Genomic DNA, 15,854 nt, shown 5'->3' with positions numbered 1-15,854 from the left:
CCGGAACGCGTAACCCTCGATCCCCCTACCACGACGCGGGGCACCACCCGAACCAGGGCTGGGGCCAGCCTGGACAAGCGAGCGCCGGAGAACTCCTCGACTCACCATGGATGACCCTCTTGCGACTTCACCCCCTCCTTTAGTATTATGATCATACTCTCAAAGCCTGAGGCCATCAGTGCACGGACAACGGGCTCCCGCCTTCCCTGTGACATTCCACGGCCTTGATGCGCCACTGAACGTCATCCGCCTTTCCACCGACCCACACGGCGGCAACTCCGTGGGCCCCTTCCGCCATCCCAGCAAGGCTGGGGGCCCTCGGCTGCTCGCCGCAGAAACAGCCGAAGGCCCCTTGGAACCATGTCGATCCGTGACACACCCAAACCCATCCGTGCGGACGCGGCACGCAACCGCACCCGGCTGCTCGACGCCGCGCGCGTCGCGTTCACATCCGAGGCATCGGTGTCCCTGAAGCAAATTGCGCGGGACACAGGCGTGGGGATAGGCACGCTGTACCGGCACTTCCCCACCCGAGAAGCGCTGGTGGAAGCGATCTACCAGCAGGAGCTCGACCAGCTGTGCGCCCAGCCCGAAGTCCTCCTCCGCACCGAAGATCCAGCTCACGCACTACGCAGCTGGATGGAACTCTTCGCCGACTACGCGAGCACCAGACGAGAGAGGGCAGACGCGCTGCGCGCCGTTCTGACGTCCGACGTCGTGACTGCATCACCGGCACACGCACAACTCTGCGCTGCGGTGCAAGCAATCCTTTCTGCCGGAACAGCCGCCGGGACACTGCGCGACGATGTCCACGCCGAGGACATCGTCGTCACGCTCGTCGGTATGTTCACGACGACCTCGGCGACAGGCGGGCGGGACCAGCTGGGGCGGATGCTCGGTCTGCTGATGGATGCCGTCCGGTGTCCGGTCCCCTGAGGGGCCCGAGCCGGAGCCACCGAGAACCATCCGTCAACCGGTCGAACGGAGTTCCATCTCCAGTTCGCCCCCACTATTGCGGGCAGCCCCCGGCAGGTCGCTGCCGTACATGCATGCCGGTCGACCGCCCCGCTATCGATGAATGCAGGCGACACGGACAGCGCTCGGTGCCGTGCGCACGGCAGCCGATCTCGCCAAACAGGGCGGCGAGGCATCCGACGCCCACCCTCGTCCGACACAGAGGCGCGGATGAAGCGCCTCAATTGCCCAGAACCGGGTGTCAGAGCGCCACGCGGCACGTGCGCACCTCCTCGATGGCGTCCCACCCGACAAAACCACCCGCGGCCTGGACGCGACAGTGCTGCACGACAAGAGACACGGCCAGGTCTTCCACGACGATGTCAGCGACGAGGCCGCCTTTGAATGCGAAGCGAGCGCGGAAGCCACCGTCAGTCAACCGGCATCCGACATCAGCGTGGATGCCGGGGCTGCCGGCCGGGCATGTCGCTGGTCCGTTCTCACGTCACCCGCCTGCGTCGCGCCGCAGAATCCCCCTCTGCGAGGCCGCTGCCTTTCACCCGCCGTCAACCGTATCGCCTGTCGAATGCAATATTACGATCGCCATTCAATTAGGCGCCGTCAGAGTCAGAGATGAGGCATACCGTGAGTGATGTCCCGTTCCAGTCGGCCGTGCAGCAGTCGCGTGCGCTGGCAGCGGGTGAGATCTCAAGCCGGGAACTCGTCGAGATCTGCCTTGAGCGGATCGCCGTGGGGCGAGGATCCCTCATGTCCGGTCGACCGCGAAATTGTGGAAGCCATGGACGACGCTGTCACCGTGCTGCGAACGGCCGGTGCGAAGATCACCGTCCAGCCGGCGAACCTCCCCGTCGACCTCGCGACGAATCATAGGAAGGCCTTTCTGCCTGTGCTCTTCGGCGCGGGCGACCGCACCGGCCTCGCCCCTGCCCCCAGTGCCGCGACACTGGCCCGGTTCGTCCAGCATCCGCGCGGCAACGCCGCACCCGCCCTGCGCGGAACCTTCCAGTCCCACTTCCACTGGTTGCAGGCCCATATGGTGCGCAACGAGATCCGGCAGCGATGGTTCGAGTTCTTCCAGGACTTCGACATCGTGCTCATGCCGGTCACGCCGACGGCCGCTCCCGCCCATCACCAGGAACTCATCGACTGGTTCGGGCGGCCTTTCAAAGTGGACGGTGTACGACGCCCTTACCGGGACCAGGTCAAGTGGAGCGCTGTCGCCAACGTCTCCGGAGCACCGGCGACGACCATCCCGGTACGCAAGGTCAGGAGCGGCATGCCCATCGGTCTGCAGGCCACGGGCCCGAGCGGGGGCGATCTCACCACCATCGAATTCGCCGCGCTGCTCGGCCGGGAGGTAGACGGCTTCGTGACGCCTCCGGCCCTCGCCTGAGACCCGGCCGCCCGGCCGGGGGCCAGGAGAGCGACGAACACAACGCGACGCACAGCGCTACATGTTGATCATGTGGCCGGCCAGCCCGTGCACGGCCTCCTTCACCGCCTCGCCGAGGGTGGGGTGGGCGTGGACATTGCGGGCGACCTCGTGGACCGTGAGATCCCACTGCTGGGCCAGGGTCAGCTCGGGGAGGAGTTCGGTGACGTCGGGGCCGATGAGATGGGCACCGAGCAACTCGCCGTACTTGGCGTCGCTGATCAGCTTCACGAAGCCGGTCGCGTCGCCCAGGCCGTGGGCCTTGGCGTTCGCGGTGAACGGGAACTTGGCGACCTGGACGTCAAAGCCCATCTCCCTCGCCTGCGCCTCGGTGTAGCCGAAGCTGGCGATCTGAGGCTGGCAGAAGGTGGACCGAGGGATCATCACGTAGTCCAGTTCCATGGTCTCCACGTCCGCGATCGTCTCGGCGGCGATCACACCCATCGCCTCGGCCGTGTGCGCGAGCATCAGCTTCGCGGTGACGTCACCGATGGCGTAGATGTGCGGGACCGAGGTGCGGCAGCGGCCGTCGACATCGATCGCACCGCGCTCGGTGACGCGCACGCCTGTGCTCTCCAGCCCGTAGCCGGTGACGTTCGGGGCGAAGCCGATCGCCTGCAGGACCTTGTCCGCCTCCAGCACCTTCTGAGCGCCGTCCTTGCCGGTGACCGTGACCCGGACCTGCGGGCCGGACTCGTCGATCGACTCGACACGGGTCGAGGTGAGCACGTCGATGCCCAACTTCCGGTACTGCTTGGCCAGTTCGGCGGAGACCTCGGCATCCTCCAGCGGGGCGACCCGGTCCAGGAACTCTACGATGGTGACCTTGACGCCGTAGTTGTGCAGCACGTAGGCGAACTCGACGCCGATCGCGCCGGCGCCCGCGACGACGATCGACTGCGGCAGGTCCTCGGCGAGGATCTGCTCCTCGAACGTCACCACGCGCGAGGTACGGCGGGTGCCAGGCAGCAGCTTGGGGCTCGCCCCGGCGGCGATGATGCAGTGATCGAAGCCGATGGTGCGGGTGTTGCCCTCGTAGTCGGCCACCTGGATCGTGTGCGGGTCGAGGAAGGTACCGCGACCGCTGATTTCCGTGATCTTGTTCTTCTTCATCAGGAAGTGGACGCCCTTGACCCGGCCGTCCGCGACCTTCCGGCTACGGCGGAAGGCCTCCCCGTAGTCGAAGGAGACCTTACCCTCGACTTTGATGCCGAAGGTCTTCGCCTCGCGTGTGAAGAGATGCGCGAGCTCGGCATTGCGCAGCAGGGCCTTGGTGGGGATACAGCCCACGTTCAGGCAGACGCCGCCCCAGTACTTCTCCTCGACGACCGCGACGCGCTTGCCCAGTTGGGCGGCTCGGATGGCGGCGACATAGCCGCCGGGGCCCGCGCCGAGTACGACGACGTCGAAATGCCCACCCTGCTCGTCCATGGACGGCTTCCTTTCCGCTGAGGCGGCCGGCCCCTGCGAGGGGCGGGCTCACTCCTGATCGAAGAATCTGTTGTCAACACTCCGGCGGGGACCCCGGCCACGGGGAACCGGTGGACGCCGACCTGATGGTCCACGCTCCCGGCAGCGACTTCCCTGACGTCGGCTTCAGCACCGCGGCGCGGTGATCTATGCCCGTGCCGTCATCATCGACGGCCGGCCGACGCCCCGCCGACCTCGTGTACTCCGGCCTCTGCGGCACCGAGCCTGAGAGTGTCGAGGCCGAAGGCGACGACGGGGCCATGGGCGCCGGGTTTGAGGACGGCGTCCGGCTGTGCCGCGTGGACGGCACCCCATGCCAGGAGGGATCCCGTCATCTCGTACGGATCTGGTCCGGTCAGGGCCGTCGTGGCCAGCGGCCGGCCCCGGCTGTCGCGGGCGACGGCGATCACCAGGGAACGGCCGTCGGGGTCCGGCTCGCGCTGTGATCCCGGGAGCCGCTCGGACCACCGCTCCAGAGCGGCCCGCACCTTGGCCGAGCGCAACAGGGGCGTCTGGATCGTGGCGGCGATCTGCACCGCGCGAGTCCACCGTCCGAACCAGCCGAGGCCCACCTCGACGCTGTCCAGCTGAGGGAAGACCTCTGGCAGTCCGAGATGCTCCGTGCCCGGGACGGTCATGGCCGTGCGTTTGACGCCGCCGTAGTGGAAGGTGCGCACCCGCTTGCCTACTCGCTCGTCGACCACTCGGGCGGGGGCCCAGGGGCGCGGGTTGCGGTAGGCGAACCCGTCCTCGGCCGCCGTGGCGACCAGCGTCTGACGTGTGCCTGGCGTGGTCAGGGTGTACGCGTCACGCAGGGTGCTGCGGTAGCTCAGCTCGTCCCCGTGTCCGGCACGGGTGATGAAGTAGCCGGCCTCCACGTGGCGTGCCCGCTCGCCCGCCTTCGACAGGGCGATCGCGCCGGCGAGGTTACCCGGCACGTAGTCGTAGCCGAACGCGGGCACGAGGGCCGCTCCCCGGACGGCCGCGACGGCGTCCAGCTCGAGGAGGACGCGGCGGGCGAAGGTCCCTTCCCCGGTGGAGTCGAAGTAGTGTGCCCCCACCCGCGCGGCAGCCGTGGCCGCGGCCATACCGAGCCGCATGAACGGTCCGATCGTGGAGACGACGACATCGCTGGGCTCCACGAGGCGGGTGAGGTCGGCCGTCGAGGTGACATCGACCTCGACGGCCGGCAGGTCCGCCTCGAAGCGGTCGGCCAGGGTCAGCATCCTGGTCCGGCTCCGCCCGGCCAGGGTCGGTTTCTCCCCTCGCGCGAGGAGTTCCCGGAGCACGCGCTGCCCGGTGTACCCCGTCGCACCCAGCAACACGATCCTGCGCTTTTCCACGGCTCCGCCTGCCTTCCGGAGGGCATTGTCCCGACCACCATCGAATGACCCATAGTCATTCACTGACTCCAGGTCACCGAATATACGATGGTGCGTATGCAAAGGCCAAACCGACGACAGATGTATGCGGAGCAGACCCGGGCGGACCTGGTGGCGGCCGCTCGGAAGCTGTTCGTGGACTGCGGGTTCGCCAACACATCGGTCGAGGCCATCACCGAGGCGGCCCGGGTGAGCAAGGGCACCTTCTACAGCCACTTCCCGGACAAGAAGGCGATGTTCGCCAAGCTCTACACCGAGCTGCTTGAGCAGCTCGGTGTCCTGGGCGACGCGACGTGCGAGGCGCTTCGTGCGACGCTGCCGGGCCAGCCCGCCATGACTGCGGTCGCCGACCTCACCCACGCCTTCCTGCGTCGGACCATCGACGATCCCCTGCACCGGGAGCTGATGGCCCAGGCGCCCTCGGTCCTGGGCGCACAGTACCGGCACATCAACGACACCTTCGCCCGGCCGCCGATCGAACGGCTGCTGACCGTGCTGGCCGAGCGCGGTGAACTGCAACCGGACGTTCCCGTCGCCCCTGTCGCCCGGCTGTTGCTGGCTGGTCTGTGCGAGGGCAACCAGATCATCGCCGCCTCGGCGGACCGGGAGGAGGCCCTGAACAGGACGTTCCATGCGATCAGCCTGCTGATGTCCGGCCTGGCGGCCGACGGCGTCAGCGCCCATGGTTGATCTGACCGGAGTCCGGCGGACGGCGTCGCCGTGTGGCGGCGACCCGCCTCGGCCGCCCTGGCCTGTCGTTGCGTGCCGCTCGGCCGCCGCTCGCCGAAGGCGTTGCCCGGCAGCGCTGCCTGGCCTCGGCCGACGAACGGCACGCTCAGCGCCACGACCCCTCAAGCCCTGGCACGGTCTCAGGGTCGTAGCGTGAAGTGATCTCTCCGGAGACCGGCCCTCGTGTGGGGCAGTTGAGCGGTACGGATTGCGTCGCCCGGCACGCCGGGGCACTCGGCACGGCTGGAAGCCAGGGGCATCTGGGCAGCGGTGTCCCAGAGGGCGCGGGGGCCGAACGGCCGGGGCATCACCGCATCATCCGGCACCTCAGGTGTGAACGACGACGAAGTCCGCCGGCGCCGGGTCAGCGGGCCGCCGGTCCGTCCCCGAAGTCGATGCACGCGAGGTCGGCGCGCGAGACGATACCGAGCTTGGGGAACACGTTGGCCAGGTGATGGCCCACCGTTCGGGGACTGATCAGCAGCTGTGCCCCGATCTCCCGGTTGGTGAGCCCCTGCGCGGCCAGCCGCGTGACTCTCAGCTCCTGCGGGGTGAGGACGGCTGCGGTGTCCGGGGCCGGGGTGATATCGCGGCGCGGGTGCTGCCCGGTGAGTTCATGTTCGGCCCGGGTGCGGGCGAGCAGAGGTGCCGCGTCCAGTCGCCGGAAGATCTGCTCCGCTTCGGCCAACTGGGCCCGGGCGTCGGCGCGGCGACCGGCCCGCCGTAGCCACTCGCCGTACAGCAGGCGCGTGCGGGCGTGGTTGAAGGGCCGCGACCGGGCTCCGGGGGCGTCCAGCGCGAGCCGGAAGTGCTTCTCCGCATCCGCCCCTGATGCCAGCAGGGCATGGACCAGGTGCGTCGCGGAGATCGCCCACGCCGCGTCGGTCCGTTCGGCCCACGCCCGCAGCACTCGCGCCTGCTCCTCGGCCGTCGCCCGCTGTCCAGACTGGATGGCGGCCTCGGCGGTGTCCGGCGCGGCGAGCACCGCGATCGTGGGGTGCGCCGCGTGGTGGCCTTCCTCGGTCAGACAGACCAGGTGGTCCAACGCCTGATCGGGCCGGCCGGCGAACAGCGCCGACATGCCGAGGGTCCACTGCGTGGCGGCGCTGAGCAGGCGCACACTGCGCGGCACGGAAACCTGGAAGGCCAAGGCGGCGTAGTCCGCGACGGCCGCCTCCTCGCCCCGGGCGGCTGCCAGCCATCCCAGGCAATTGCGGCACTGCGACGCCAGGTGGTCGTCGCCGATCTCCTCGGCCACCTGGAGCCCTTCCAGGGCGTTCGCCGCGGTCGAGGTCCAGGAGCCCTGCGCGATACCCAGTGCGGCCGCCTCGGCCAGCGCCTGGGTCAGGGCGGTCACGTGGTCCGTGGGCCGCAGCCGGTCGATCTCCGAGCGCAGAGCCTCATCCAGTGCGGACTCGATTCCCCAGGCCAACGCCACCGGCGCAGGCGGCATCAGGAACCAGGAACCGCCGCCGATCCGACGGAGGACCTCGGCTCCGGGGGCCACGACCTGACCGCGGTCGTCGGCTCCGCCACCCTGGTCCTGCGTCCACCACTGGCGCAACAACGGCAGCAGATCGGCGTTCGGGAAGTCCCCCTGCGGGAGCCGCCGCTCGAGCCGCTCAAGCGCCTCGCGCTGCAGCTCGGCGTGCCCGGCCGCCCACGCCGCCCGCAGCGCCATACTGCCGAGCTCGAACGCCTGTCTGGAATCGGCCACGCGTTCCATGTCTACGGGCGCGCGAGGAACTCGAGAGCCGTCGGCACGAACTTCTCGTAGAACTGGAAGATGCCGCCGTGACCGGCGTCGGGGTAGATCACCAGCTCGGCGTTCGGCAGCCGCTGGGCCATGTCGGCCGAATTCGGCGTCGGAACCATCCGGTCGTGGTCGCCGTTGGCGACGAGCACGGGCTGATGAATGCCGGAAAGATCGTGCGGCCGCTCCAGCCCCCAGCGGTGAATGGCCTTCAGCTGGGTCAGGTACGCGACCGGAGAGATGGCTTTGTCCCGGTCCTGGGTCCGCTCCTTCAGTCGGGCCAGGAACTCCTTGCCGGCCCGGCGCCCGTTGGCCGTGCGGGTGAAGAAGAGGAACTGCTTGGGGTCCTGCAGGGTGAACAGCGCCCGGACGGTGTCGAGGTGGGACAGCCGGGTCACGTTCTTGATGCCCTCGCCGCCGGCCGGGCCGGTGCCCGTGAGGATCAGCTTGCGGACCAACTCCGGATCGGTCTGCACGATCACCTGGGCGATCATGCCACCCATCGAGAATCCGTGGATGTCCACCTGCTCCAGCCCGAGCGCCCGGATGAAGGTGACCGCATCCTTCGCCATCGCCTGAATGGTGTCCGGCGTCTTGCCGGTGGAGGCGCCGACGCCTCTGTTGTCGAACGTGATGACCCGGTGCCTGGCGGCGAAGCCGTCGATGACCCGGGGATCCCAGTTGTCGAGCACGGCGGCGAGGTGGGTGATGAACACCACCGGGACACCTGTACGCGGGCCGAGGTCACGGTAGGCGAAGGTCACTCCCCCGGCGGTGACGGTGCGGGTCGGCGCGTCCTTGTACGACGTCACGACATCGCCTCGTGCTGCTTCTGCGTCATTCATCGTCGTGCCTTTCTTGGGGAGTTGCTGCGAGCGAGTCCCCTTCTCACTACTGGAGGAGAGGGCGCAGAGCAGACACCTGGTTTTCTCGGCTGCGGCTGCGCAGTCCGGGGTCGGAGCGAAAGCCCAGTGAGCCGAACCATGTGCGCTCGAGCCCTTCGGTCTCTCTTCGATCATTAAAGTATGACCGTAATTCCATCGGGCTGCAAGCGGTGAGCCGCCCTGGATGACGTCGATGCCGGACACCGCGCACAGATTGCCCCACATGACGCCAGACCGCCTCACGCGCATACGGGGCAGCCACGGGAAGATGGCGTCCCGCCGAGTGGTGTAGCCGATCAAGCTGGCGGAATCCGCAGGTCGCGGCCCGAATCGCCCTCGTCGGCGGCCCTGTTGGGGCTCGCCGAGCCGGGACCACGTGCGATATCCCGCCGTGTGGTGCAGCCGTCCGGACCGTTCGGCTCCGTTGAGCGTCGTGGCGCACGCGCCCGCCAGCCCGCCCCTTCGGCCATCCGCGCCGCTCGCGGCCGTCATCACCGCCATCCAGCACGGGAACGGCCGCCCGCCCTATTGAGATGCGGAGTCCCGAACTGCGCACCCCTGGACCACATTGCATTACGGCAGGACGCCCCCTCCCACCCCGCAGCCGCACGAGAAAGAAGTTGTCGTTACACCGAGGGCGGAGTTGTGACGAGCGGCACCGCAGAGCACAAGCCGGGCACCCGGCGGCCATCGAAGGACGCGGCCGCGGGCGCCAACACACCGCCCCACTCCGGGCGAGCACCGCACAGAATCATTGAATTACGTTCACAATACAATACAGTGGGCAAGCCGGTGGAGGGTGAGCGGCCCTTCCGGCGACCGAAGGAGTGTGCCGTGCGATACGGGAAAGAGCACAAGCAGGCGACCAGGCAGCGAATCATCGAGGCGGCCGGACGCCGGTTCAATAGCGAGGGGATAGACGGCTCGGGCATCACGGCGCTGATGAAGGCCGCAGGCCTGACCAATGGCGCCTTCTACACGCACTTCGCATCCAAGGACGATCTCGTGGCAACCACGGTCGCCGACCAGCTGCACGCCCAGAACGCGAACATCGTCGCGCACGCGGCACCCGGCCGCGCCGGACTCGAACAGATAGTCCGCTGGTACCTGTCCCCCTGGCACCGCGACAATCGCGGCGAGGGCTGCCCCTCTGCCGCCCTGCTCGACGAGATCGGCCGCTGCGCGCACCCGACCAAGCAGGCCTACACCGACGGCGTACTGGTCATCGCCGAAGGCATCGCCGCTCGCCTGGCGCCCGACGATCCACTCTCGGTGCGCACTGTGACGCTCAGCACCTACGCCATGATGGCCGGGACACTACAGCTCTCCCGAGCCCTCGCCGACCGTCGGCTCGCCGACGAAGTCCTCGAGCAGGGCATCCGCAACACCCTCGCGCTGCTGAGCATCGACCATGAGCACGCCGGGACCGCGAGCTGAGGCACCCGGCAGAGGACGCGCCCCCGCACCTCCGGTCGCCCCCATGAATGGAATGCCGGCATTCGGCAACCCCGCTCCACGTCGGCCAATCGCCACGGCCCCAGCGGGGCCTCGCAACGCCCAGACGGAGGCGGCCGACCCCGCCGATCAATGCGCCACCGGCCGCGGCCACATTCCCCTGAAGACGAGGCCGCCGGCTTGCGGTCCATCGGCCGGGGACCTTAAAATTACGAACATAATCTAAAGCTGGAACCGATTCGGACACCTGCACCCTCGCATCATGCACGTGCACGCAAATCACCGCAAAGCGGCAGCGTTGCACAGGGCAGCTCGCGACGAACAAGAGTCCGTTCGCCGGCGGACGAGATATGGAGACGACGATGAAGGCCTTCCAGGTGGAACGCTACGGAGACAAGGACGGCCTGCGGGCCGGTGATGTGGCGAATGTCGTCGTTGGCTACAGGGAGCAGGCGTTCGAGACGGTCTCGCACGACTACGACGTCGTCCTGGACTCACCTGGCGGCGAGACGCTTGTGAACTCCCCGCGGGTCCTCAAACCCGGCGGAAAGATCATCAGTGTCCCGGGCCCGCCCGACGCCGCGTTCGCCAGAGAGCCCGGAGCGCATCCGATCATCGGGCTGGCGATGTCCGCACCGGGTTTTCGGACCCGCCGACGTTACCGGCGCCAGCACGCCACGGATCGCTGCCTGTTCATGAGGGCCGGCGGCAGCCAGCTGCGCGAGCTCACCCATCTCATCGAAGCCGGCAACGTCCCGTCGTCGGCACCGTCTTCCCCTGCGAGTCGGCCCGGCAAGCACTGGAGCATCTCGAGGCAGGGCGGCCCAGGGCAAGCAAGGCCGTGGTGAAGATGACCTGAGCGAACAACCCGCCGGGCCCTCACGGTCCGTCCACGAGCGCCCCGACGAAGCCACCGCCGGTCACCGGCACCGCCCCGAAGCCCCGCTGCAGAAGGACCCGGACATGAACACACCGCACCACTCCCCCTTTCCCTCGTCCTCGGCGTCGTACAGAGATGCGCCGACCCGCTCCGTGTCCGTACGGGGTGTGGACTTCGCCTATCGGGAACTCGGCCCCAAGGAGGGCGTGCCGTTGGTTCTCCTTGTTCATCTGGCCGGGGTCCTGGACAACTGGGATCCGCGTGTCGTCGACGGGCTCGCCGCAGGGCGCCGCGTGATTGCCTTCGACAACCGTGGCGTGGGCGGCTCGGGCGGCTCCACACCGGACACGATCGAGGCGATGGCTCGCGACGCGGTGCTGTTCGTGCGGTCCCTCGGATTCGAGCAGGTGGATCTGCTGGGTCTGTCGATGGGCGGTTTCGTCGCTCAGGTCGTCGCGGCCAAGGAACCGGACCTTGTGCGCAAGGTCATCCTCGCGGGCACAGGCCCCGCCGGAGGCCCCGGCATCGACCGGGTGCCCGCGCTCACGATCCAGGCCACGCTGAAGGGCGCCCTGACCCGCCAGGACCCGAAACTGTCCCTGTTCTTCACCGACAGCGCCAACGGGCAGCGGGCGGGACACGCCTTCATGGATCGGCTGAAGGAGCGCACCGACAACCGCGACAAGGACATCTCGCTGCCGTCGTTCCGCGCCCAGCTCAAGGCCATCAAACGCTGGGGCCGCCAGACACCGTCAGACCTGTCGGTCATCCGCCAACCAGTGCTGGTGGCCAACGGTGAGAACGACCGGATGGTGCCTAGCCAGAACACCCTCGATCTCGCCGCACGCCTGCCCCGGAGCCAGCTCGTCCCGCTCTACCCGGACGCCGGACACGGGGGCATCTTCCAGTACCACGCGGAATTCGTGACAAGCGCGCTTGAATTCCTCTAGAAGATCCTCCTCGACCTGATGCTGCTGCGCCCGGATGGGCTAGGAGCGCGCGAAGCGGCGCTGGACGTCGGGCCGTTCTCTGAGCTTCTCCGGATATCCCGGGCCGATCCGCGCGGACGTGTTGTCGGACCGTACGGGCTCGCCGCACGCGGAGCACACCACTTCAGGGCTGGCGTCGTGGCCGCACGCCTCGTGGTGCAGGGCGATGGGCGGCCCCTCCGGGCCAGCAAGCCAGCGGTCACCCCACCGCGTGATCGCCGCCAGGACCGGGAAGAAATCGTGTCCCTTCTCCGTCAGCACGTACTCGTGGCGAGGAGGCTCGCTCTCATAGAGCCGCTTCTCCATCAACCCCTCGTCCACCAGTCGCCGCAGACGGTCGGCAAGGGTGTTGCGGGCGATGCCCAGCTGCTGCTGGAACTCCTCGAAGCGACGGCTTCCGTAGAACGTCTCCCGCAGCACCAGGGACGTCCAGGCGTCACCGAGCAGATCCACGGTGCGGGCGATCGAACAAGGCCAGTTCGCGAACGACTTACGCGCACTCACGACGCGCCACCGACTTCGCGCACCAGCTCGATCGCCCTTCCCAGGGTGGCCAGCCGGGCATCCAGACTCTCACCGGCCGGGTAGAGACGGACGGTGTCCACCCCCGCGCCGCGCCACACTCGCAAACGTCGTCGCACCATGTCCTCGGTACCGATCAGCGTCGTCGCCAGCACCATCTCGTCGGTCACCAGGCCGGCCGCGCCCGCACGGTCGCCTGCCTGCCAGCGCTCGCGCACCTGCGCGGCCACCTCCGCCCAACCCTGGCGACTGTAGGCGTGGTTGTAGAAGTTGGTCGACGCCGAGCCCATCCCGCCGAGGCTGAAAGCGAGTTCCTTCTTGCGGCCGGCGACCATCACGCCGAGTGCCTCCTCGTCGGGCGCGAACGCCACCTCCGCACCCTGGCAGACGTCGAACTCCGTGCGACCGCGCCCGCTGCGGGCCAGGCCTTCGTCCAGCGGAGCGAAGTAGGCATCGCCCGCGCCTTCGGGAACGAAACTTGTACCGAGCCAGCCGTCCGCGATCCGCCCGGTCAGCCTGAGCATCGCGGGTGACAGCGCGGCCAGGTAGATCGGAATCCGGTGCTCGGCACGCATGGACAGACGCATAGGCATGGCCTCTCCACCGGGCAGCGGGATCTGGAACTCGGCACCCGAGTGGGAGATCTTGCCACCGTCCATCACCTGCCGCACGATCTCCACCGTCTCGCGGACACGCGCCAGGGGACGCGCGAACGGCACCCCGTGCAGACCCTCGATCACCTGAGGCCCTGAGGGTCCGAGGCCCAGCAGGAACCGTCCGCCGGACAGGTTGGACAGGGTGATCGCCGTCTGTGCGAGGGCGACCGGGGTGCGAGTTCCGACCTGCATGACAGCGGAGCCGAGCAGCATCCGCTGGGTGCGGGCCGCGTAGTAGCCCAGCGCGGAGGGGGCGTCGGAGCCCCAGGCCTCGGCCACCCAGCAGACGTCGAGGCCCAGCTTCTCGGCCTCCACCACGAAATCGCTCTGGTCCGACCAGGCCCCGCCGCCTGCTGCCTCGACGGTGGTCGCGGTGCGCATCACGCCTCCGCCAGCGTCTTGATGTGTCCAAGGGTGGCAGCCATGTTGCGCTCGAACTCCCGCATCCGTACGAAGACGATCTTCTGCTCCTTGTCCGGCATCGCGTCGATGGCGAAGGACAGCCCCGAGCGGCCGGGCCCCATCCTCATCCACTCCGACAACTCGGTCCCACCGTCCTTCGCTTCTGGCCCGAAGCGCCACACCGCACTGGGACGATCCGGGTCCCCCACCGCCCAAGCGAAGACGCATCCCCGTTCGTACTCGATCACGTGTGACGTGGTCTCCCACTCCCCGAACGCATCGTGCTTGCTACGGCCGACGAACCTGGCTCCAAGGGCGGGACCGGTGGCCCCGCCCAGCCACTCGACCGACTGGAGCTCCTCGCTCATGCCCGGCATCAGGGTCACGTCCGAGACCAGCTCCCAGACCCGCTCCCACGGAGCGTCGATCCAGGTCCGCACCTCGGCTGTCGGCATGTCGGCGTACCGTGCGCCTGTCCACTCCACGATGAACCAGCCTCCTCGCTCGTTTCACGACGCCGGCGAAAGAGTTGCGTAACGAGACTTAGCCAGTCAATGATGATGCGTGAAGACCCGACGCACCAACCGACCCTGGCCCGGTCACCGGGTGTGTACCTCGGCGAGCCGGCGCCTTGTGCCGCTGCTCGTCCCTCGCTGCTCTCGCGACGACCAAGAGCTGGTCGTCGCCACGCGATACGGTCGGGTCGGGGGTGAGCGGACCGGAGAGCCCTTGGCCGTATCGATCAGGCGATGCGTCGTCCTACTCACCGGGTGTCACGTTCGTGAAGGTCCGCGCCTGATTCGTGACAGGCCGGCTGACGATCCCGGTCATCGCGAAGGAAGGCGTGAAGACTGGCGTCACCCCCGCTGATGAGATCGCGCAGCGCTTTGACACCCGCCTCTCGATCATGTGAGGGCCGCACGTCGAAGCGCGCGGTCCAGCGGATGAAGGTGCGCGGTCCGTCGTTCAGCGATACGAGCTGCACCGTCAGAACGAAGTCGTCATAGGGCAGGGACGAGTCCGCGAACCCATAACTGATGGTCCGGTTCGCATCGTCCATGGACAGCAGTCGCTCGCGCAACGGATTGCCGTCGGCCAGCACCATGGCCCGGACGGATCCCACCGTGCTCTGGGGCAGGCCGTCCTCGATGGCGCTCTGCGTGACGGCGGCCGGGTACCACTTGGCGATGTCGCCGAAGCGGCGCAGCACCTGCCAGACACGGTGGGCCTCGGCATCGATGACGGTGGCGTAGTCGATTGTCGGCATGAGAGGTTCCTTGTCTCGTGTGGGGACTGTGTGTGGTCCCTGTCGGGCTCCGATGCCGGAGCAAGCGCGGCCGTACGGTCAGGAACCCGCACGAGCCGGCGTCAACCCTGTGCAGACACGATCCGCGGACACTGGAGGGTCGAGCCCTTGCGCCGGGTCCAGCGACGTCACCCTCCGGAGAGGCCCTGTCAGCAATCCGCACCGGGAACGGCCCCGGAGCCAACCGCTCCGGCGCCGTGGTAACGCCAGGGGCGGGGCTTGGGATGGCGGCTATTCGCTCCTCATCAGGGGTCCGGTTCCCCCGGCGCTCGCTCCACCGTCGATGACCAGCTCCGACCCGGTGACATAGCGGCTCTCGTCGGAGGCCAGCCACAGCACGCCGTTCGCGATGTCGGATGGAAGGCCCTTGGCGCCCAGCGGAACGGAGGCGTCGCTCATCGCGTCGAGGTCGGGGGAGCCGTTGGCGCTCCAGATCGGTGTCTCGATGATCCCCGGATGGACTGAATTGACCCGCACCCCCGTGCCGGAAGTGGCGCATTCCAGGGCGACCGCCTTGGTGAAGACGCGCACGCCTCCCTTGGTCGCTCCGTAGGTGGCCATCAGCGGCTGCCCGATGATGCCGACTATCGAGGACATGTTGACGATGCTGCCGCCGCCGCCCTCGGCCATGAACGGGATCGCGTACTTGACACCCAGGAAAACGCCTTCGAGATTGACCTCGATCTGCCGCCGAAAGTCGGCGAGCGTCGCGTCGAGGACCGGCCCCATGATTCCGATGCCGGCGTTGTTCACCAGCACGTCGAGCCGGCCATGGCGGGCTCGTACCTGGTCGAAGACGTCGGACCAGGCCGTCTCCTGCGCCACGTCATGGTGAAGGTACTCCGCGCGCCCACCGGACTCCCTGATGGCGTGCACGGTCTTCTCGCCGAGATCGTCCTGCACGTCGGTGACGACGACGATCGCGCCTTCGTTGGCCAACCGTTCGGCGCTGCTGCGCCCGATGCCGCTCGCTCCCCCGGTCACCACGGCGACCTTGCCTTCGACACGTCCGGTCATCT

Annotated in this window: 15 protein-coding genes; 6 read left to right on the top strand and 9 right to left on the bottom strand. The window is 68.3% G+C overall.

All coding sequences use genetic code 11. The annotated features are described in order from the left end of the window. The first annotated feature begins 360 nt into the window (after positions 1-360). Both ACZ3KP_RS02895 and ACZ3KP_RS02890 read left to right on the top strand, forming a co-directional pair. Positions 361-936, top strand: a complete 576-nt coding sequence (locus ACZ3KP_RS02895; RefSeq protein ID WP_387145396.1) for a TetR/AcrR family transcriptional regulator — start codon at positions 361-363, stop codon at positions 934-936. Positions 937-1,606: 670 nt separating this feature from the next. Beyond that, a complete protein-coding gene (locus ACZ3KP_RS02890) occupies positions 1,607-2,368 on the top strand; it encodes an amidase family protein (protein ID WP_387145399.1) in 762 nt (253 codons plus the stop codon). 57 nt (positions 2,369-2,425) lie between these two features. On the opposite strand, the gene lpdA is transcribed toward ACZ3KP_RS02890, so the two are convergent. After that, the gene (gene lpdA / locus ACZ3KP_RS02885; RefSeq protein ID WP_467495817.1) at positions 2,426-3,838 is read right to left on the bottom strand and encodes a dihydrolipoyl dehydrogenase; all 1,413 of its coding nucleotides are present in this window, start codon (positions 3,836-3,838) and stop codon (positions 2,426-2,428) included. 203 nt (positions 3,839-4,041) lie between these two features. Further along, on the bottom strand, positions 4,042-5,220 hold the full coding sequence (locus ACZ3KP_RS02880) for a saccharopine dehydrogenase NADP-binding domain-containing protein (protein WP_467495815.1): 1,179 nt from the start codon (positions 5,218-5,220) through the stop codon (positions 4,042-4,044). Between the two features lie 96 nt (positions 5,221-5,316). Here ACZ3KP_RS02880 and ACZ3KP_RS02875 point away from each other — a divergent pair, with 96 nt between their 5' ends. Then, positions 5,317-5,949: a TetR/AcrR family transcriptional regulator gene (locus ACZ3KP_RS02875; protein ID WP_467495813.1), complete on the top strand. Its 633-nt coding sequence runs from the start codon at positions 5,317-5,319 to the stop codon at positions 5,947-5,949. Positions 5,950-6,352: 403 nt separating this feature from the next. Here the strand turns inward: ACZ3KP_RS02875 and ACZ3KP_RS02870 are convergent, their stop codons facing one another. Together ACZ3KP_RS02870 and ACZ3KP_RS02865 are read right to left on the bottom strand one after the other, a co-directional pair. Further along, positions 6,353-7,705: a LuxR C-terminal-related transcriptional regulator gene (locus ACZ3KP_RS02870; RefSeq protein WP_387147670.1), complete on the bottom strand. Its 1,353-nt coding sequence runs from the start codon at positions 7,703-7,705 to the stop codon at positions 6,353-6,355. Positions 7,706-7,716: 11 nt separating this feature from the next. Then, entirely contained in the window at positions 7,717-8,829 is a 1,113-nt protein-coding gene (locus tag ACZ3KP_RS02865) for an alpha/beta fold hydrolase (protein ID WP_467495810.1), read from the bottom strand. Positions 8,830-9,459: 630 nt separating this feature from the next. On the opposite strand from ACZ3KP_RS02865, the gene ACZ3KP_RS02860 reads away from it, so the two are divergent. The 3 genes from ACZ3KP_RS02860 to ACZ3KP_RS02850 all read left to right on the top strand — a co-directional run bounded on the left by ACZ3KP_RS02860 (position 9,460) and on the right by ACZ3KP_RS02850 (position 11,910). Next, positions 9,460-10,062, top strand: coding sequence for a TetR/AcrR family transcriptional regulator (locus ACZ3KP_RS02860; RefSeq protein ID WP_387147676.1), 603 nt, complete (start codon positions 9,460-9,462; stop codon positions 10,060-10,062). A gap of 380 nt (positions 10,063-10,442) precedes the next feature. Continuing rightward, the gene (locus ACZ3KP_RS02855; protein WP_387147679.1) at positions 10,443-10,928 is read left to right on the top strand and encodes a zinc-binding dehydrogenase; all 486 of its coding nucleotides are present in this window, start codon (positions 10,443-10,445) and stop codon (positions 10,926-10,928) included. Positions 10,929-11,043: 115 nt separating this feature from the next. Then, complete coding sequence (locus ACZ3KP_RS02850; protein WP_387147682.1) at positions 11,044-11,910, top strand: alpha/beta fold hydrolase; 867 nt, start codon at positions 11,044-11,046, stop codon at positions 11,908-11,910. 39 nt (positions 11,911-11,949) lie between these two features. On the opposite strand, the gene ACZ3KP_RS02845 is transcribed toward ACZ3KP_RS02850, so the two are convergent. The 5 genes from ACZ3KP_RS02845 to ACZ3KP_RS02825 form a co-directional block, all read right to left on the bottom strand. After that, on the bottom strand, positions 11,950-12,453 hold the full coding sequence (locus ACZ3KP_RS02845; protein ID WP_387147685.1) for a winged helix-turn-helix transcriptional regulator: 504 nt from the start codon (positions 12,451-12,453) through the stop codon (positions 11,950-11,952). Then, positions 12,450-13,508 carry an LLM class flavin-dependent oxidoreductase gene (locus ACZ3KP_RS02840; RefSeq protein ID WP_387147687.1) on the bottom strand — a complete coding sequence of 353 codons (1,059 nt, stop codon included), beginning with the start codon at positions 13,506-13,508 and terminating at the stop codon, positions 12,450-12,452. Before ACZ3KP_RS02840 ends, ACZ3KP_RS02845 begins: the two co-directional genes overlap by 4 nt. Continuing rightward, complete coding sequence (locus ACZ3KP_RS02835) at positions 13,508-14,014, bottom strand: SRPBCC family protein (protein WP_387147690.1); 507 nt, start codon at positions 14,012-14,014, stop codon at positions 13,508-13,510. The genes ACZ3KP_RS02840 and ACZ3KP_RS02835 overlap by 1 nt, the downstream gene beginning before the upstream one ends. 278 nt (positions 14,015-14,292) lie before the next feature. Then, the gene (locus tag ACZ3KP_RS02830) at positions 14,293-14,796 is read right to left on the bottom strand and encodes an SRPBCC family protein (protein ID WP_387147693.1); all 504 of its coding nucleotides are present in this window, start codon (positions 14,794-14,796) and stop codon (positions 14,293-14,295) included. A gap of 270 nt (positions 14,797-15,066) precedes the next feature. Further along, positions 15,067-15,852 carry a glucose 1-dehydrogenase gene (locus ACZ3KP_RS02825; RefSeq protein ID WP_467495805.1) on the bottom strand — a complete coding sequence of 262 codons (786 nt, stop codon included), beginning with the start codon at positions 15,850-15,852 and terminating at the stop codon, positions 15,067-15,069. Between the last annotated feature and the right edge of the window lie 2 nt (positions 15,853-15,854).

Source organism: Streptomyces sp. NPDC020958, from assembly GCF_055562175.1.
This window is presented reverse-complemented; position numbering and strand designations above follow the sequence as displayed.